17 protein-coding genes are annotated in these 16,712 nt (G+C 72.8%); 9 read left to right on the top strand and 8 right to left on the bottom strand.

Annotation, left to right across the window (positions count from 1 at the left end):
• Positions 1–20: 20 nt before the first annotated feature.
• Positions 21–602 (bottom strand): TetR/AcrR family transcriptional regulator, encoded by a 582-nt coding sequence (locus ABIC29_RS03555; protein ID WP_354242796.1) that lies wholly within the window; start codon positions 600–602, stop codon positions 21–23.
• A gap of 135 nt (positions 603–737) precedes the next feature.
• Here ABIC29_RS03555 and ABIC29_RS03550 point away from each other — a divergent pair, with 135 nt between their 5' ends.
• Entirely contained in the window at positions 738–1,589 is an 852-nt protein-coding gene (locus tag ABIC29_RS03550; protein ID WP_354242793.1) for an alpha/beta hydrolase, read from the top strand.
• 136 nt (positions 1,590–1,725) lie between these two features.
• Here ABIC29_RS03550 and ABIC29_RS03545 read toward each other — a convergent pair whose 3' ends face one another.
• The 4 genes from ABIC29_RS03545 to ABIC29_RS03530 all read right to left on the bottom strand — a co-directional run bounded on the left by ABIC29_RS03545 (position 1,726) and on the right by ABIC29_RS03530 (position 5,291).
• Positions 1,726–2,280, bottom strand: a complete 555-nt coding sequence (locus ABIC29_RS03545; protein WP_147309120.1) for a hypothetical protein — start codon at positions 2,278–2,280, stop codon at positions 1,726–1,728.
• A gap of 85 nt (positions 2,281–2,365) precedes the next feature.
• On the bottom strand, positions 2,366–2,977 hold the full coding sequence (locus ABIC29_RS03540) for a histidine phosphatase family protein (RefSeq protein ID WP_354242790.1): 612 nt from the start codon (positions 2,975–2,977) through the stop codon (positions 2,366–2,368).
• Between the two features lie 243 nt (positions 2,978–3,220).
• Positions 3,221–3,661 carry a VOC family protein gene (locus ABIC29_RS03535; protein ID WP_116080869.1) on the bottom strand — a complete coding sequence of 147 codons (441 nt, stop codon included), beginning with the start codon at positions 3,659–3,661 and terminating at the stop codon, positions 3,221–3,223.
• A gap of 100 nt (positions 3,662–3,761) precedes the next feature.
• A complete protein-coding gene (locus tag ABIC29_RS03530; RefSeq protein ID WP_354242787.1) occupies positions 3,762–5,291 on the bottom strand; it encodes an ATP-dependent DNA ligase in 1,530 nt (509 codons plus the stop codon).
• Between the two features lie 186 nt (positions 5,292–5,477).
• Here ABIC29_RS03530 and ABIC29_RS03525 point away from each other — a divergent pair, with 186 nt between their 5' ends.
• Positions 5,478–5,945 carry a heme-degrading domain-containing protein gene (locus ABIC29_RS03525; RefSeq protein ID WP_116080867.1) on the top strand — a complete coding sequence of 156 codons (468 nt, stop codon included), beginning with the start codon at positions 5,478–5,480 and terminating at the stop codon, positions 5,943–5,945.
• Between the two features lie 60 nt (positions 5,946–6,005).
• On the opposite strand, the gene ABIC29_RS03520 is transcribed toward ABIC29_RS03525, so the two are convergent.
• Positions 6,006–6,884, bottom strand: coding sequence for an intradiol ring-cleavage dioxygenase (locus tag ABIC29_RS03520; protein ID WP_354242783.1), 879 nt, complete (start codon positions 6,882–6,884; stop codon positions 6,006–6,008).
• A 162-nt stretch (positions 6,885–7,046) separates the two neighbouring features.
• On the opposite strand from ABIC29_RS03520, the gene ABIC29_RS03515 reads away from it, so the two are divergent.
• Together ABIC29_RS03515 and ABIC29_RS03510 are read left to right on the top strand one after the other, a co-directional pair.
• Positions 7,047–7,655 (top strand): dihydrofolate reductase family protein, encoded by a 609-nt coding sequence (locus ABIC29_RS03515; RefSeq protein WP_354242780.1) that lies wholly within the window; start codon positions 7,047–7,049, stop codon positions 7,653–7,655.
• Between the two features lie 20 nt (positions 7,656–7,675).
• A complete protein-coding gene (locus ABIC29_RS03510; RefSeq protein ID WP_116080864.1) occupies positions 7,676–8,173 on the top strand; it encodes a GNAT family N-acetyltransferase in 498 nt (165 codons plus the stop codon).
• Here ABIC29_RS03510 and ABIC29_RS03505 read toward each other — a convergent pair.
• A complete protein-coding gene (locus tag ABIC29_RS03505; RefSeq protein WP_116080863.1) occupies positions 8,114–8,899 on the bottom strand; it encodes an SDR family oxidoreductase in 786 nt (261 codons plus the stop codon). The two genes, ABIC29_RS03510 and ABIC29_RS03505, sit on opposite strands and share 60 nt — an antisense overlap.
• 26 nt (positions 8,900–8,925) lie before the next feature.
• On the bottom strand, positions 8,926–9,633 hold the full coding sequence (locus ABIC29_RS03500) for an NUDIX hydrolase (RefSeq protein ID WP_354242776.1): 708 nt from the start codon (positions 9,631–9,633) through the stop codon (positions 8,926–8,928).
• Positions 9,634–9,758: 125 nt separating this feature from the next.
• Here ABIC29_RS03500 and ABIC29_RS03495 point away from each other — a divergent pair, with 125 nt between their 5' ends.
• The 5 genes from ABIC29_RS03495 (at position 9,759) to ABIC29_RS03475 (ending at position 16,708) form a co-directional block, all read left to right on the top strand.
• The gene (locus ABIC29_RS03495; RefSeq protein ID WP_116080861.1) at positions 9,759–10,484 is read left to right on the top strand and encodes an endonuclease/exonuclease/phosphatase family protein; all 726 of its coding nucleotides are present in this window, start codon (positions 9,759–9,761) and stop codon (positions 10,482–10,484) included.
• Between the two features lie 182 nt (positions 10,485–10,666).
• Complete coding sequence (locus tag ABIC29_RS03490; protein WP_116080860.1) at positions 10,667–12,085, top strand: carboxylesterase family protein; 1,419 nt, start codon at positions 10,667–10,669, stop codon at positions 12,083–12,085.
• The gene (locus ABIC29_RS03485; protein ID WP_116080859.1) at positions 12,082–12,447 is read left to right on the top strand and encodes an iron chaperone; all 366 of its coding nucleotides are present in this window, start codon (positions 12,082–12,084) and stop codon (positions 12,445–12,447) included. Before ABIC29_RS03490 ends, ABIC29_RS03485 begins: the two co-directional genes overlap by 4 nt.
• Before the next feature lie 89 nt (positions 12,448–12,536).
• Positions 12,537–15,869: an Ig-like domain-containing protein gene (locus ABIC29_RS03480; RefSeq protein ID WP_354242772.1), complete on the top strand. Its 3,333-nt coding sequence runs from the start codon at positions 12,537–12,539 to the stop codon at positions 15,867–15,869.
• A gap of 77 nt (positions 15,870–15,946) precedes the next feature.
• A complete protein-coding gene (locus tag ABIC29_RS03475) occupies positions 15,947–16,708 on the top strand; it encodes a DUF2306 domain-containing protein (RefSeq protein ID WP_354242769.1) in 762 nt (253 codons plus the stop codon).
• The last annotated feature ends 4 nt before the right edge of the window (positions 16,709–16,712 follow it).

Below are 16,712 nucleotides of genomic sequence, written 5' to 3'. Positions count from 1 at the left end.
GGCCGCGGCATCCGCTCGCCTCAGGCTGCGAGACCCGCCGCCCGCCGGGCGGCGTCGACGAACGCCGGGCGCACCCGCTCCCATCCGTCGAGGTAGCCGCCGACCATCGCGGCGTCGCGCACCAGCACGAGCTGGCCGGCCGCGATCGCGGGATCGGGATTGCCCGCCGCCGTGAGCAGCGCCTCGAGCGTGCCGCGGAACCAGTCGCGGTGCTCCCCCACCGCGACGCGCACACCGCTGTCGGCCTCGGGGTACTCGGCCGCCGCGTTGATGAACGGGCAGCCGCGCGTGTGCAGCCGGGCGACGTCGTCGGCCAGGCCCTCGATGACGAGCTCGAGCAGCTGGTCCGGGTCGTCGGTCACCTCGCCCGCGCGCTCGAACGCACCGCGGATGTTCGCGTCCTCGACGTCGAGGTACGCCTCGACGAGGTCCTCCTTGCCCGGGAAGTGGCGGTAGAACGTGGCGCGGGTGACGCCGGCCTCGCCGATGATGCGGTCGACGCCCACGGCGTGGATGCCCTCGCGATAGAAGAGGTCGGATGCCGCGGCGACGAGCTTCTCGCGTGCGACGGAGGTGCCTGCAGATGTGGTTCGTGTTGCCATGAAGTAAATGATAGAACGATCTTTCTCTTTTTGCTTGACAGCGGCTGTGAATCGGGTCTATCTTGAGATCCATCAGGAAGTAGACCACTCGTTCTACTTACATCTCAGTCAGTTCGACCCACAGGAGAAGGCATCATGACCACCACCGACAAGACCCCCATCGTCCTCGTCCACGGCCTCTGGATGACCCCCAAGAGCTGGAACACCTGGGCCGAGTACTTCGAGGCCCGCGGCCACCAGGTGATCCGCCCGGGATGGCCCGGCATCGACGACCGCGAGGTCGCCGACATCCGCTCGAACCCCGAGGCCCTCAAGGGCGTCGGCCTGAAGCAGATCGCCGACCACTACGAGCGCATCATCCGGGCACTCCCCCAGAAGCCGATCATCATGGGCCACTCCTTCGGCGGCCTGCTCACCCAGATGCTCGCCGACCGCGACCTCGGCGTCGCCTACATCGGCGTCACCCCCGGCCAGCCCGCGGGCATCACGACCCTGCCGCCGTCGACGCTGCGCACCGGGTTCCCGATCCTCGCCAACCCGTTCGACAAGAACGGCGCCAAGCCGATCTCGAAGGGCCACTTCCACTTCACCTTCGGCAACGACCTCTCGCGGGCCGAGTCCGACGCCATCTGGGAGGACTTCGCGGTGAACTCGTACAACAGGGTCTTCTTCGAGGGCGTCGCGGGCGCCTTCAACGAGAAGGGCGGCGTCAGCCACGTCGACTACGCACGGGCCGACCGCGCCCCGCTGCTCGTCATCACCGGCGAGATCGACCACGTCGTGCCGCCGGCCATCGGCAAGGCCATCGTGAAGAAGTACCACGCCACCGGCAGCCCCTCGGTCGTCGAGTACAAGGAGTTCGCGGGCCGCACGCACCGCATCGTCTCGCAGGAGGGCTGGGAAGAGGTCGCCGAGTACGCCCTCACCTGGGCGCTCGAGCACGAGGTGAAGGCCACGGCCGACGCCCCCACCCCCGCCGACGCGTGAGCGGATGCCGCAGCTGCACTCGCGCGACGCACCACACGATGCCCGCACCGGCCGAGCCGGGGCGGGCATCGGCGTCGCCGGGGACATCCGGGATCTCCGCGAGCTCGTGACCTCCGCAGATCAGGCCGACGACCGGCTACGCGGCGTCCGGACGCGTCTCCGGCCCACGCAGCCCCACCAGGTCGGGCACCGACATGGGCACGCGCGGCAGCCAGGACTGCACCTCGGGCCAGGCTCGCCCGGTCGGCAGCCGCCTGAGCAGCGCCGCAAGCGAGGCGTCCGCCGACGGCCACGGGATGACGCGCGTCGGCGACTCCGCGGCGAGCACGCCGAGCCACCAGTGCTTCCACGTGACCGGCAACCCCTCGGGATGCAGCACGACGTAGTAGTCGGGCACGCTCATCTCGCGCCGGCCGGCGGCGTCGAGCGCCCGCTCGATCTCGAGCTCGAGCACCCCGAAGGTCGACAGGTCGTCGAAGAACTCCACCCACGCCGCCGCCACGTGGCCGAGCGGATCGTGGTCGTGCACGACGTAGGGCGCACTCGTTCCGGCCGACCAGCGCACGACCTCGGCGTCTGAGGCATCCGCGAGGCTCGCCGCCTGCACGTTCGGAAAGCGCTCGAGCGAGCGGATGGCCTGCGACGCCTCGTCGCCGACCACGACCAGAGTCGTGCTGACCGGTGGCTCCATTTTCGGAGTCTACGTCGGTCGCGCGGCCCTCCGACCCTCGGCGCGCGTTCCGTCTCCGAACCGAAACACGGTCGACGCGCGAGGGTTATGCGGCGCGCTCGACCTCGGCCCCGCGCCGCTCGATGTCGAGGGAGGCCTCGGCGAAGTCGATGCCACCGACGGAGTGCACGCGCCACGCGGCATCCTCGAACCGGACGTGCGAACTCGAGAGGTTGTCGAGGCGCGGGTAGTGACGGGGGTTGTGGCCCGAGATGCTCGAGAGCGTGAACCGGATGAGGGCGCCGTGCGCGACCGCGAGCACGGGTGCGCCGCCGTGGTCGCGCCTGATGCGCTCGAGGCCCCGCAGCCCACGCGGACCGACCTCGTCGTCGGGCTCCTTGCCCGGGATCGCCCGATCGGGCCAGCGCACCGCGAGGTCGGTGAGCGTCTCGCCCTCGCCCTCGCCGTACTCCTGCTCGAGGAGTTCGTCGTACGTGCCGCCGAGGGGCAGATCGAGCGCGTCGGCCAGGATCTCGGCGGTCTCGCGCGCGCGCCCGAGCGGCGAGCTCACGACCGCCTGCCACATGCCGCCGGAGAACGCGGATGCCGCGGCGCGGGCCTGCGCTCGGCCCACGGCGTTGAGCGGGATGTCGGTTCGTCCCTGCAGTCGTCCGGCGAAGTTCCAGTCGGTCTGACCGTGGCGAATGAGCGCGAGCATGACCTCCAGCATATGAGCGGGCGGCTGAGCGGATCCTGCGCACGGGCGCGTGCCTGGCGGTCGTTGCCGGACCGTGATCCGGCGCCCGTGCCCGCGCCCGACATCCGCCCGACATCCGCCTGATGACCCCGCGCGAGTCATCCCGCGCGCCGTCGAGAGGACGGCCTCGGGCGGTGGCGAAGCCGCGGAATCGCCCGAGGTCGTCCTCTCGCCGCGCCCCTTCGGCGGCGGTCGGCGAGCAGCTCAGTCGGCGACGGGGCCCATCGTGCTCGTGCCGTCGGAGAGGATCGGCGAGATGAGCCCGAACACGTTGTTGTCGGGGTCGAGCAGGTAGCCGACCCGGCCGATGCCCTGCATGTCGTCGAGCGGCAGGGCCTCGATGGCGCCGAGCGCGAGGCCCTTCGCGAACGTCGCGTCGATCTCCTCGACGCCCACGACGAAGTTCGCCCCCGTGACCGGCGCCCCGACCTCTGGCTTCGGGCCGAGCCGCTGCGTGAGGCCGCCGTTGATGCCGAATCCGGGCTCGCCGGTCGCGTTGCCGATCGCGCCCTCACCGGTGTCGATCGACCAGTACGGGATGTCGCCGAACTGCGTGAACCGCCAGCCGAGCAGTTCGGAGTAGAAGTCGATGAGCTTCTGCGGCTCAGACGCGTGGATCTCGAAATGCACGACGAGGCTTGCCATGATCTCCCCCAGGTTCTGCCGGGCGCGGCGCCATCGCCGGATGGCGGCCCCGCCGATACGGCCACAGGCTACGCCCGGAGCGTCGCCGCCGCCACGGAGGTCAGGCGCGCAGCAGGGCGCGAAGCGTCTGGATGGTGTCGGCCTCGGCGGGGGGCTTGTCGTCGCGATAGCGCTTGACGCGCGCGAATCGCAGCGCGATGCCGCCGGGATAGCGGCTCGAGCGCTGCACGCCGTCGATCGCGATCTCGACGACGGTGACGGGCTCGACGAACACCGTGTTCGCGGTGCGACGCGTCTCGATCTCGGGGAACCGCTCGGTCTGCCAGCGCAGCAGCTCGTCGGTGAGGCCCTTGAACGTCTTGCCGACCATGACGAACGCACCCGGTTCGCCGAACTCGCCGGTGGGATCGAGCGCGCCGAGGTGCAGGTTCGACAGCAGGCCGGTGCGCCGGCCCGAGCCCCACTCGCAGGCGAGCACCACGAGGTCGTACGTGTGCACGGGCTTGACCTTGATCCAGCTCGCGCCACGGCGACCGGCGGCGTACGTCGCGTCGATCGCCTTCACGACGACGCCCTCCTGGCCCGCGGCGAGCGCCTCGCGGGAGACCCGTTCGGCGACCTCGGGGTCGGCGGTGATCTCGCCGGGGATGCGGTGCGCCGGCGCGATGCGCGCGAGTTCGGCGATGCGCGTCGACAGCGGCTCGTCGAGGAGGTCGCGCCCGTCGATGTGCAGCACGTCGAAGAACCACGGATGCAGCAGCGTCTCGCGCGCGGCATCGGCACCGAAGCGCGACATCGTCTCTTGGAACGGACGCGGCCCGCCGTCTTCGTCGAGCGCGAGCGTCTCGCCGTCGAGGATCACGTCGCGCACGGGCAGCGAGCGCACCACGTCGACGACCTCTGGCAACCGGCGGGTCACGTCGGCGAGGTTGCGGGTGTACACGCGCACCTCGTCGCCTCGGCGGTGCACCTGGATGCGCGCACCGTCGAGCTTGTACTCGACCGAGGCCTCGCCCGTGGTCTCGACGGCCGCCGCGGCGGTCGGCGCGGTCGCCGCGAGCATGGGCAGCACCGGGCGCCCGACCACGAGTCCGACCTCGTCGAGGTCGGCGGCCGTGCCGGTCAGCGCGAGCAGGGCGGTGGCGCCGAGGTCGCCCTGCAGCATCGCCGCGCGGCGCACGCTCGCGGCCGGGCGGTCGGCCGCCTTCGCGACCGCGTCGGCGAGCACGCCCTCGAGCGCGCCCGTGCGCATCTCGCCGAGCAGCGCCCTGGCGATGAAGTCCTGCTCATCGGCGGTCGCCGAGGCGAGCAGGTCGTGCAGTTCGCGCGTGCGGTCGAGGTTCGAGCCGGTGCCGGATGCCGCGGCGAGCCGCTCGAACGCGGCGTCGAGCCCGGAGACGGTGAGCGTGGCCTCGGCCGCGGGCTCCGTCGCCGAGGTGGCGGACGCGACGCCGCGCCACCCCACGCCGAGCCGCCCCTGTCGCGGCTTGCCGACGAGCAGGCCGACGGCCGGCACGATCTCGTCGGGCTCGAGCCTCGCCAGCAGCTCGGCGAGCGCCTCGATCTTCGCCAGTCGCGAGCGCGTGGCGGTGACGGTCTGGACGGTGGTGACGAGCTCGTCGAGCAGCACGGGGCCAGTCTCGCACCGACCACCGACACCGACCACCGACCACCGACGCCCGACCACCCGACGCCCGGCCGCCTGGCCGCCCGGCCGAGCACGGCCCGCGCGGCACAGCGGACGTTCAACGACATCCGCTCGCCCGACGGGTGCCGCCCCGACTACTCTGAGCGGACCCGCCCCTGAGGAGTCGACATGTCCGAACTTCCCGTCTTCACCGTCGCCGACCTCGAGGCCCAGCCTCACCTCGACGTCGACGCGTTCGTCAACGACGACGCGGTCGACCTCGGGGTGACGGCCATCGAGGTGATCCGCCAGCGGCGCCTCAACCTCGCGGTGCGCGTCGTGCTGCGCGGCGACGTCGTGTTCCAGGCGAAGCTGCGCGACACCGGGCCGGACAACGACGAGTGGCTGGCCGGCAAGGCCGCCGTGGTCGAGCGGTTCGGCGAGCCGTCGCTGCTCGTGCGGCGTCGCCATGAGGAGGCCGGCACGCCCTTCGGCGAGCGCGACGACGTCGACCACGACGCGCTGCGGGCTCACGGCGGCTCCCTGCCGATCCGGGTCGCCGGCGAGCTCGTGGGCACGATCACGGTCTCCGGCGAACCCGACGTCATCGACCACGAGGTCGCGACGGAGGCCGTGCGGCGGTTCCGCGCGCGCTGACGCCGGCTCGAGGCATCCGCCCGTCGCTCGCCGCCCGGAGGCAACCGGCGCAGACCCGGGTCACACCCCGATCGTGAGCGCCGCCGCGTACCCGCCCGCGACCGAGCCCGACATGTTCGCGATCTGGTGGATGCCCCCGTCGTCGCTGAACACGTTGTCGCTCGAGAGGCTGACCTGCGACGCGTTGCGCACGCTCCGCTCGTAGCCGGAGGTGGCGTAGACGACGGCGTTCGTCTCCTCCGGCAGCGCGATCTGCGAGGTCTTCACGATCGGGCCGCTCGCGACGGCGGTCGCGACGTCGGAGTAGACCTCGAAGTGGATGTGCGGCCACCGGCCCGAGTAGCAGGCCGGATAGATCGAGGTGAAGGTCACCGTGCCGGCCGCGTCGGTCTGCTGAACCCCTCGCAGGTAGTTCTCGTTCTCGACCCCGTTGGAGTAGAGCGAGTAGCCGCCGTCGCGGTCGCAGTGCCAGAGGTACACGCCGGCGCCGACGAGCGCACTGCCCGTCGCGGCATCCCGCACCGTGAGCGCGATCGTGAGCGGCACGCCCTGCGCGACCGTCGACGACGACCCGAACGACGAGCGGATGTCGCTGCGCACGATGCCCGAGTCGTCGAGCACGTTGACGCCGTTCGAGCCGTCGCCGGGGTAGGGCCCACCGGTCTCGTCGGGTACCTCGTCGAGCGGGCCGGAGGCTGTGGCCGACGCGGAGGGCGCCGGGGTCGCGGATGCCGAGGCCGACGCGCTCGGCGACGCGCTCGCCGTCTGCTCGGGCCGGTCGGCCGAGCACGCCGCGAGCAGCGCGGTGAGCCCGACGCCGCCGAAGATGCCGAGTGCGCGCCTGCGGTCGACGAGCGTGCGGATGTCGTAGACGAGGCCGCGGTGGTCCTCGTCGATCTCGTCGCCGTGCTCGTCGATCCACCTGGGGTCCGTCGCCATGTGCTGCTCCTTCCGGCCTGGCCCGGTCGGTGTCCGGGCGGCTGGCGCCAGTGTGACCCGGGCTTCCCGCAACCCCCTGTGGATGGACGATGCGTTTCCTATGATGGACGCGCCGGAGCCCCGCCGGGCGTCGGCCATCACCGGAATGCGAGGAAGCACGCCATGGGCATCATCTCGGTCGACCTGTTCATCACCCTCGACGGGGTCTACCAGGGGCCGGGCGGGCCCGAGGAGGACGAATCGAGCGGCTTCGCGCTCGGCGGCTGGCAGGGTCGCTACCTCGACGAGGAGAACGGCGCCGCGATCGGCGAGGGCATCGACCGCATGGACGCCCTGCTGCTCGGCCGCCGCACCTACGACATCTTCAGCGCGTACTGGCCGTACCGTGGCGACGAGCCGATCGCCGTGAAGTTCAACGCGATGCCGAAGTTCGTCGTCTCGCGCACGCTCGCGGATCCCGGCTGGGAGGGCACCACGGCCCTCGCGGACGTCGAGCAGGTGCGGCCGCTCAAGGACCGGTTCGAGGACATCCACGTCGTCGGCAGCGGCGACCTCGCCAGGTCGCTCCTCGCGGCGGGCCTCGTCGACCGGCTGAACCTGTACGTCTACCCCGTCGCGCTCGGCTCGGGCAAGCGGCTCTTCGACGGCGACTTCGGCGTCCCGGCCGCGTTCTCGTTGGCGCAGCCGCCCCGGGTGTTCCCGAACGGGGCGATGCTGCTCGTGTACTCGCCCGCCGGCGAGGCGGTCACGGGCTTCGACATGTCGAAGTAGCGGGCGGATGCCGCGGGCCCATGCCCGATGATGGTGGGATGCAGCCCGGATACCGCTTCTCCACCGACCGAGACGAGCTCGACCGCGAGCGTGTGCACCACTGGCTCTCGACCGACGCGTACTGGGCGCTCGGGCGGCCGCGCGAGCGACAGGATGCCGCGATCGACGGGTCGCGCAACTACGGCGTCTTCGACGAGGCATCCGGCGCGCAGGTCGCCTACGCGCGGGTCGTGACCGACGGCGTGACGTTCGCCTGGCTGTGCGACGTGTACGTCGATCCGTCGGTGCGCGGCAACGGCGTCGGTGTCGGGCTCATCGAGGGGGTCGTCGCGGACCTCGAGCCGCTCGGCCTGCGCCGCACGATGCTCGCGACCGCCGACGCGCACGGCCTCTACGCGAAGTTCGGCTTCGAGCCGCTCGCCGAGCCCGCCCGTTGGATGGTCAGGCTCGCGCCGGCCTCAGCTGCGAGCGGCGGCGTCGGAGGCGGCGTCGGAGGCAGCGGCGTCGGAGGTTCGTAGCCAGGCCTCGAACGTCTGCGTGCCGAGCACCGCATCGGGGCCGGGCAGCGTCTCGCCCCGACGCATGGCGGCGAACTGCGGGCCGGGCATGGTCACCGGCACGACGGGGCCGCGAAGGCCGCGAGCCCGGGCGAGGCGGAGCACCATGTCGCCGATGTCCTCGCGCTGCGGACCGGCGAAGTCCGCGCTGCGACCCGACGCGCCCCGCTCGGCGAGCGTGACGAGCCGCTCCCCCACCTCGCGCGCGGCGACCGGCTGCGACGGGAACCGCGGCGCGAGATGCACGCCGGCGACCGAGAAGGCCCGCAGCATCTGCCCGGCGAACTCGTGGAACTGCGACGCCCGCATGATCGTGAACGGCACGGCGCCCACCTCGACCGCGTGCTCCTGGGCGACCTTGCCGGCGTAGTAGCCGTACGACCCGCGGTCGACACCCACGATCGAGAGCACGACGTGATGCCCGACGCCGGCCGCCTGCTCGGCGTCGAGCAGGGTCTTCGTCACGAACCTGAAGAACGCGGTCGCGCCGCCCGCCGACATGGTGTTCGTGTTCGACGTGTCGATGACGGCGTCGACGCCCTCGAGCGCCGCCCGGACTCCGGTGCCGCCGATCAGGTCGACGCCGTTCGAGCGGGTCAGCACGACCACCTCGTGCCCGCGTTCGCGAGCGGCTGCCACCACGTGGCGTCCGACGGTCCCGGTTCCTCCGGCGACGGCGACTCTCATCCGACTTCGTCCTCTCGTTCGCGCAGTCACTGCGACAGGTCGTCGCGTTCGACGATGCGGTCCTCGTTCCACGGCTCGGTCCAGCCGAGCTCGTCGAACATGCGCGCGAGCACCAGCGCGGTGAAGCCCCACACCACGCGGCCGCCGACCGTGAAGGCGGCGCCGCGGTAGACCCGTCCGCCGAACGGCATCTCGGTGCTGCCTCGGTTCGCCGGGTGGAGCAGGTCGGCCACCGGCACCCGGAACACCTCGACCGACTCGTCGTGATCGACCGCCGCGACCCGCGACGGCCTCGTCCACCAGGCCGGCACCGGGGTCACGAGGTGGTTGCTCACCGGCACCGGCAGCGGCGCGAGCGTGCCGAGCGGCTCGACGTCGGCGGGGTCGACGCCGGTCTCCTCGGCGGCCTCGCGCAGCGCCCCGCCGACGGGGCCGTCGTCGGCCTCCTCGATGCGCCCGCCGGGGAACGCGATCTGCCCCGGGTGGCTGCCGAGGGTCGCCGCCCGGCGCAGCAGCAGCACGTCGAGGTCGCGCGCGACGGGTGCGGTGCCGGCACCGCGTGCCGTCCCTCCGGCCCTCGCGGGCAGGGCGTCGAGCACCCCGAAGAGCACGAGCACCGCGGCCGGGCGATGGTCTGCGGCATCCGTCGCCCAACGCGGAACGTCGGTGTGCCACGTGATGCCCCGTTCGCAGAGGGCGCGCAGCTCGGCGCGGGCATCGGCGACCTCGCTCATGACCGGTTCCCGACCTCGCGACGCAGCATACCTGCCATCCTGCCACTCCGGCGCACCCGTGAACACGCCGTGAAATGCCATGCAACCCCCAGCTGAAACCCACGCCGAGGCCATATTCTGATCGGATGCTGGTGATCAGCTACAACCTCCGCAAGCATCGCGCGATCTCCGAACTCGCGGCGCTCGACGAGCGGTACTCGCCCGACGTCGTCTGCCTGCAGGAGTGCGACACCCTCGACCTCGCCGAGCACGTCGGGCGGCTTCGCCTCGCGCACTCGACCGTGGGCAGCCGACTCGGCCTGGCGGTCTACTACCGGCCCGACCGCATCGAGGTGCGCAGCCTCCGCACGGTCGCCCTGAAGAAGTCGATGCACGATCGCGTGCTGCGTCCGGCGCACGAGCGCCTGCTCGGCGCCCGGGTGTTCGACCGCGTCCACGGGCGCGAGGCGATCGTGGCGTCGTTCCACGCGGCCCCGCTCACCGCGCTGAACTCGTTGCGCCGCCACCAGATCAAGGCCGCGCTCGGCGAACTGCAGCTGCTCGGGCCGAACCTGCCGACCCTCATGGTCGGCGACTACAACTACCCGATCTTCAAGGACAACCTGGCCGAGAAGGTGCGCGAGGCCGGCTACGACCTGACGCTCAGCGACAGCCGCACCTACACGCGCTACAAGTTCTTCCGCGGGCACTTCGACCTCGCGACCTCGGCGGGCTTCACGATCCGCAAGGTCGAGACGCTGCCGCGCGGCTCGAGCGATCACCTGCCGATCCTCGTCGACACCGAGTACGCGGATGCCGCGGCCGACGTCGTGAGCACGGGCGACCCCGCCGACGCGGCCGACGTCGCCTGACCCCGCAGCACCCGCACGCGAGCTGCGGCCGACCGACCCGCGTCCGGCAGGAGACCGACCCGCGCGCGGAAACCGCCTGAGCCGGGGGCCGCCCTCGCGCCCGCAGCTCGTCACGTCCGAGCGGTCGAATCGATCGCTCGAGATGATGGCCGCGAACCACCCTCCTGCGGCAGAATCGTGCGATGACCGACCTCTCCGAGCGGGCGCCCCGGCTTCCCGACCTCGCCACCGTCGAGACGCCGTGGGGCGCGTTCCTCGCCGTCGAGGACGACGGCGTCCAGCGCATCCGCAACATCCGCTACGGCCGAGCCGAGCGGTTCGCGGTCGCCGAGCCCGTCGAGCCCGACCCGGTGTCCTGCGCCGACCTGCAGTTCACGACGATCGCGTGCCCGCAGCCGCCGAGCCCGAGTGCCGCCGTGCTCGGCGAACCGCTCGAGGGCGCCACGTTCGACGAGGACTGCCTGCGCGTCACGATCACCCGCCCCGCCGTCGTCGAGCGGCCGCTGCCCGTGATGGTGTGGATCCACGGCGGCGCGCACGTCTCGAACGCGGGCGACCTGCCGGGCTTCGATCCGTCGGCCCTGGCGCGCGAGCACGGCGTGCTCGTCGTCGCGCCGACGTTCCGGCTCGGACTGCTCGGCTTCATCGGCGATGGCTCGGCCGGCACCGTCGCCTCGGCCGACGGCGCACCAGGCAGCGCACCAGGCAGGGCACGACCAGGCAACCTCGGCCTGCTCGACGTGATCACCGCGCTCCGCTGGGTGCGCGAGCATGTCGCGGGCTTCGGCGGCGACCCCGAGCAGGTCACCGTGTTCGGGCAGTCCTCCGGTGCCGACGCGCTCGCGCACGTGCTCGCGGCCGACGGCACCGACGGACTCATCACGCGGGCCGTGCTGCAGAGCGCCCCTTTCGGCATCCGCACCGACCGCGACGAGATGCAGGCGAAGATGCGCGCCGCCATCGGCGAGATCCCGGCGGATGCCACGGCCGACGAACTCGGCGCCAGGCAACTCGTCGCGAAGCAGGCCGGCACCGGGTTCGGACTGCGATCGAGCATGGCCTTCGGCACCGAGTACGGCCACGCGCCGCTGCCCGTCGAGGCCGACGTCCCCACTGCCTGGACGCGCCGCGCGCCCGGACTCGAGGTGCTCGTCACGTGGACCACCGACGAGACGATGTTCTACCTCGGCACCGTGCCGAGGCTCGAGCGGCTGTTCCGCGTGCCCCTCATCGGCGCGCTCGCCCGCCGCGTGGTCGTGAACGCCACGACGAGGGCCGTGTACTCCCGCGACGGTCGCCGATTCGCCAAGCTGCTCGCCCGGGGCGGCGCCTCGGTGCAGGTCGGCGTCTTCGACGGCCGGCCCGACGGCAGCCCGCTCGGTGCCGCACACGCGATCGAGCTGCCGCTGCTGTTCCCGAACGAGGCCGCGTGGTCGCGCGCGGCCCTGCTCGCACCCGACGGGGCGAGCACCCTCGTCGAGGCGGGCGCCGCGCTGCGCTCGGCCTGGGTCGAGTTCGCCCGCACCGGGCGCATCAGCGCAACGCGCGTTCCCGTCGGCGCCGGCTGGCGCGGCGGCCTGAGAGTGGAGGACATCGCATGAACGACACCCCGTCCAAGCCCACCACGGTCGACGAGTACCTCGCCACGTTCGAGGGCGAACCCGCCGAACGCCTCGCCGCGGTGCGCGCGGCGATCCACGAGGTGCTGCCCGATGCCGAGGAGAAGCTCCGCTACGACATCCCGGGCGTCGCGATCCAGGGCCGGTACTGGCTGCACTTCGCGGGCTGGAAGAAGCACATCGGCCTCTATCCCGTACCGCACACCGACGGCGAGCTCGAGGAGCGCATTGCACCGTGGCGCGCGGCGAAGGACACGGTGAACCTGCCGTACTCGAAGCCGCTGCCCCTCGACCTCGTGCGCGACATCACGCGCCTCGTGGTCGACCTGCACGGCGGCGACTGACCGCGCGGGCTCTCGCTGCGGCATCCGCGGGCCTTGTGGCGCGCCCCACTTCGACATACCCTCGCAGGGCCGAGTGGAGGGGGGACCACATGGTCTGGGGCGCGCGCTCCCGCCGATCGACGACACGTCGGCGCCCCGCGCGCGTCATCACGGCCACCACGGCGCTGCTCGCGGCGGCGGCGCTGACGACGACGGGCCTCGGCTCGGCGAGCGCCGCCGAGGTCGACACGTGGGGCACCTTCACCGTCTCGCCCTCGGCGCCGTTCACGGGTGCCGTCGCCATGCCGGGCAACTTCCCGGCGACGACGTTCACCTCGACCTCGAGCGCGGCGACGGTGGTCAGCGGCGCCTCGACCTGGCAGGCCGCGAGCACGCCCGTCGGCGTCGTCTACGGATCGAGCCGCGATCGCACCTACCTGAACCAGCGTCCGGCGGCCAACAACGCCGCGTCGCCGGGGGTCACGACCTACACCTTCGCCTCACCGACCCCGAGCGCCGGCTGGGCCTTCGCGCTGGGCGACATCGACGCCGACGAGGTGACGATCTCGGCGACCGCCGCCGACGGCGCCCAGATCCCGGTCGCCGGCCTCGGCTACCAGGAGTCCTACAACTCCTGCCACCGCACGGGCGGCCCGTCATGCGACGCGGCGAACCTGAACGACCGCCCGTCGTGGACCGACGGGGGCACGACCGGCCTGCTCCTCGGCAACGCCCGCGCGGCCGACACCGACGGGGCGACCGCCTGGTTCGAGCCGACCGTGCCGATCGTCTCGCTCACGATGTCGTACCGGTGGCGCAGCGGGTTCCCGATCTACCAGACCTGGTTCGTCGCGAAGACGTTCGCGGCCGGTGGCACGGTGACGCTCGACGACACCCCGCTCGCTGGTGCGACGGTCACGGTGTTCGACGACGCGGGCGCCGTGGTCGGCACGGCCGTGTCCGGGGCATCCGGCGCCTGGAGCCTGCCCTCGCTCGTCGCCACGGGGCCCTACCGCGCCGTGGTCTCCCCGCCGCCCGGCATCGCCCCGCTGCCGGACCGCACCTTCTCGCTCACCGAATCGGATGCCGCGGGCATCGACTTCCCGTTCGTCACGCCGCCCCCGCCGATCGCCGAGGTCGATGCGGCCTCGACGCTGCAGGGCATCGCGGTGAGCCATCCGCTGCTCGGCAACGACCTGCCCGGATCCGAGGCGTTCCCGCTCGTCGCGGACAGCGTGCGGTTCGCCGTGCCGCCCGGTGCGCCGTCGGGCACCGTGCTGTCGGACGACGGCCGGCAGCTCACCGTGCCGGGCGAGGGAACCTGGTCGGTCGACGCCGACGGCGTGGCCCTGTTCGCCCCAGAACCGGCCTTCACGGGCACGACCACGGCGATCCCGTACTCGGTCGCCGACAGCCGGGGCGGCCTCGCCACGGCGGCCGTCGCCGTCGAGGTCACCGCGGTCACTCCGCTGGCCGCCGACGACCCGCGCGCGACGCCGGCGGGCCTGCCCCAGCGATTCGAGCCCCTCTTCAACGACCTGGCGGGCGACCCGTCGGTGCCGCTCGTGCCCGCCACGCTCGTGTTCGTGCTGCCGCCCGACGCACCGCCGGGCTCGGAGCTCGGCCCGGACGGCAGGACGCTCGTCATCGCGGGTGAGGGCTCGTACGCGATCGGCGAGGACGCCTGGGTGACGTTCGCTCCGGATCCGACGTTCACCGGCGTCGCGACGACCGTGCCGTACGCCGTGGCCGACGTGAACGGCACCATCGCGACCGCGAACATCATCGTCACCGTGAGCCCCGCCGAAGAGGCCGTCGGAACGATCGACGAGATCTTCACGCCGCAGGGAACCCCGGTGTCCGGCCCCCTCACCACCAACGACGCCCCGTCGACGGCGACGGCGACCTTCCTGCCCGAGTCCATCAGGTTCGCGCTCCCGCTCTCACCGCCGCCCGGTTCGAGCCTCTCCGACGACGGCCGCACGCTCGTGATCGGCGGCGAGGGCACGTACACCCTCGAGCCCGGCGCGGACCTCGCCACGTTCACCCCCGACCCCGCGTTCGTCGGAACGGCGACGCCGGCGCCGTACTCGGTGCTCGACACCGAGGGCCGCACGGCGAGCGCGACGATCATCGTGCACGTGACCCCGGTCACGCCGTCGGCCGGCCCCGACGCCTCGACCACCGATCAGGGCGCCACCCTCGTGGTGCAGCCCCTCGCGAACGACGCACCCGGAACGGCCGCCGTGCCGCTGCGCGCCGACACGGTCGCGCTCCAGCTTCCGGCGGACGCTCCGGCAGGATCCTCGCTCTCGCCCGACGGCGTGCTGACCATCGCCGGCGAGGGCACCTACACGGTGGCCGCGACGGGCGAGGTCGAGTTCGCGCCGATCCCCTCGTTCACCGGGCCGGCGACGCCCGTGCCGTACACCGTGGCCGACGCGAACGGCACCGTCGCGACCTCCGTCATCTCGATCACGGTCACCCCCGTGGTGCCGATCCCATCGCCGGATGCCGCGATCACGCCCCATGCGACCGGCATCTCGGTCGATGTGCTCGGCAACGACCTGCCGGGGGCCGCCGCGGTCGCCCTCGACCCGACGAGCGTGCGCCTCGACGTGCCGGCCGAGGCCCCCGCGGGCACCACGCTCGGCGCCGACGGCCGATCGCTCGTCGTGCCCGGCGAGGGCGAGTACACGGTCGACGCCGTGACCGGCGTGATCGGCTTCGTGCCCGTTCCGACCTTCGTCGGCGAGGCGACGCCCGTGCCGTACACCGTCACCGACGCGAACGGCACCTCGGCGGGTGCGGTGCTCACGATCTCGGTCACGCCCGTGACCCCGGTCGCGGGTGTCGACAACGTGACGGCGCCGCACGGCGAACCGATCGTCATCGACGTGCTCGCCAACGACGTGAGCGGCAACGAGGCCGACGGCGGCGCGCCCGCCCCCCTCGTGCCGGGTTCGGTGCGACTCGAGGTGCCCGGCGGCATCGACCCCGGAGCGCTCTCGGAGGACGGACGCACGCTCTCGCTCGACGGCATCGGCACCTTCGTCGTCGACGCCGTGAGCGGCACGGTCACGTTCACGCCGGCCGAGGCCTTCTCGGGACTGACCCCGGTGGTGCCGTACACCGTGCTCGACGCGAACGGCACGCTCGCCCGGTCGAGCATCCTCGTGGAGGTCGCCCCCGCCCCGGTCGACCCGCCGACCGAACCGCCCGTCGAGCCGCCGGTCGAGCCGGGCGGCCCCGGCTCCCCCGCGGCCCCCGCGGCCCCCGCGGCCCCCGCCGGGCCGACGACCGGCGCGACCGGGCTGCCCGCCACCGGAACCTCGGCCCTCGCCGCCCTCCCCGCTGCGCTGATGCTGCTCGTCGGTGGAGTGCTGGCAGTGGCCGCCCGCCGGGTGCGGTCTTCCGCTCCGGTGCCTTCCCGACGGCACTGACGGGTCGGCCGATCGGCCGAGTCGCATCGAGCCCGACGACCGATGCGTCCGTGCGCGCCGCAGACGAGCATCGACGCATGACCGAGACCCCGCGCATCGCTCCACCCTCCGCCGAGCCGTCCCGCACGAGCGGCGATCGGCGCCGGCGCCGTCCCCGGCCCGAGTGGCTCGCCCCGGCCGGGCTCATCGCCCTCACGCTCGTGCCGATGGCGGCCGGCACCAGCCGGCTCGCGCAGCTCGGCACGGGAGCCGCGGTCACCGCCGAGAACGCCCGCTTCTTCGACTCCCCGGTTCCGGTGGTCGCGCACATCATCGGGTCGACGGTGTTCCTGCTGCTCGGCGCACTGCAGTTCGCGCCGTCGCTGCGGCGGCGACGCTGGCATCGGCTGGCCGGGCGGGTCGTCGCGCCCGCAGGGCTCGTGTCCGCGGCATCCGGGCTCTGGATGGCCGTGGCCTACGAGCTGCCGACGAACAGCGGCGTCGCGCTCCTGGTGATCCGCGTGGTGCTCGCCCCCGCGATGGCGGCCGCGATCGTCGTGGCGTTCCTCGCGATCCGGCGCGGCGACGTGGCGGCGCACAGCGCGTGGATGACCCGTGCCTACGCCATCGGGCTCGGCGCCGGCACGCAGGTGCTCACGATCCTGCCGTGGGCGCTCATCATGGGCGAACCGGGCGAGGTCGCGTACACCGTGCTCATGGCGCTCGGGTGGGCGATCAACCTGGCGGTCGCCGAGCTCGTCATCCGCGGGCGAGCGCGGCGAGGCGTGTTCGGTCCGCGCACCGCCTCGGGACGGCGAGCCGTCGAGCGGTCGGCGCCGGATGCCGCGCACCTATCATGAGGGC

Origin of the sequence: Agromyces sp. PvR057 (assembly GCF_040547485.1) — a bacterium.
Classification (GTDB): Bacteria; Actinomycetota; Actinomycetes; order Actinomycetales; family Microbacteriaceae; genus Agromyces.
Note: the sequence above shows the minus strand (reverse complement) of the source record. Positions and strands in the feature narration are given on the sequence as shown.

Bases quoted from the DNA above. Each gene is read 5' to 3' on its own strand.
- ABIC29_RS03555 (WP_354242796.1), bottom strand. From the start codon at position 602: ATGGCAACACGAACCACATCTGCAGGCACCTCCGTCGCACGCGAGAAG.
- ABIC29_RS03550 (WP_354242793.1), top strand. From the start codon at position 738: ATGACCACCACCGACAAGACCCCCATCGTCCTCGTCCACGGCCTCTGG.
- ABIC29_RS03545 (WP_147309120.1), bottom strand. From the start codon at position 2,280: ATGGAGCCACCGGTCAGCACGACTCTGGTCGTGGTCGGCGACGAGGCG.
- ABIC29_RS03540 (WP_354242790.1), bottom strand. From the start codon at position 2,977: ATGCTCGCGCTCATTCGCCACGGTCAGACCGACTGGAACTTCGCCGGA.
- ABIC29_RS03535 (WP_116080869.1), bottom strand. From the start codon at position 3,661: ATGGCAAGCCTCGTCGTGCATTTCGAGATCCACGCGTCTGAGCCGCAG.
- ABIC29_RS03525 (WP_116080867.1), top strand. From the start codon at position 5,478: ATGTCCGAACTTCCCGTCTTCACCGTCGCCGACCTCGAGGCCCAGCCT.
- ABIC29_RS03520 (WP_354242783.1), bottom strand. From the start codon at position 6,884: ATGGCGACGGACCCCAGGTGGATCGACGAGCACGGCGACGAGATCGAC.
- ABIC29_RS03515 (WP_354242780.1), top strand. From the start codon at position 7,047: ATGGGCATCATCTCGGTCGACCTGTTCATCACCCTCGACGGGGTCTAC.
- ABIC29_RS03510 (WP_116080864.1), top strand. From the start codon at position 7,676: ATGCCCGATGATGGTGGGATGCAGCCCGGATACCGCTTCTCCACCGAC.
- ABIC29_RS03505 (WP_116080863.1), bottom strand. From the start codon at position 8,899: ATGAGAGTCGCCGTCGCCGGAGGAACCGGGACCGTCGGACGCCACGTG.
- ABIC29_RS03500 (WP_354242776.1), bottom strand. From the start codon at position 9,633: ATGAGCGAGGTCGCCGATGCCCGCGCCGAGCTGCGCGCCCTCTGCGAA.
- ABIC29_RS03495 (WP_116080861.1), top strand. From the start codon at position 9,759: ATGCTGGTGATCAGCTACAACCTCCGCAAGCATCGCGCGATCTCCGAA.
- ABIC29_RS03490 (WP_116080860.1), top strand. From the start codon at position 10,667: ATGACCGACCTCTCCGAGCGGGCGCCCCGGCTTCCCGACCTCGCCACC.
- ABIC29_RS03485 (WP_116080859.1), top strand. From the start codon at position 12,082: ATGAACGACACCCCGTCCAAGCCCACCACGGTCGACGAGTACCTCGCC.
- ABIC29_RS03480 (WP_354242772.1), top strand. From the start codon at position 12,537: ATGGTCTGGGGCGCGCGCTCCCGCCGATCGACGACACGTCGGCGCCCC.
- ABIC29_RS03475 (WP_354242769.1), top strand. From the start codon at position 15,947: ATGACCGAGACCCCGCGCATCGCTCCACCCTCCGCCGAGCCGTCCCGC.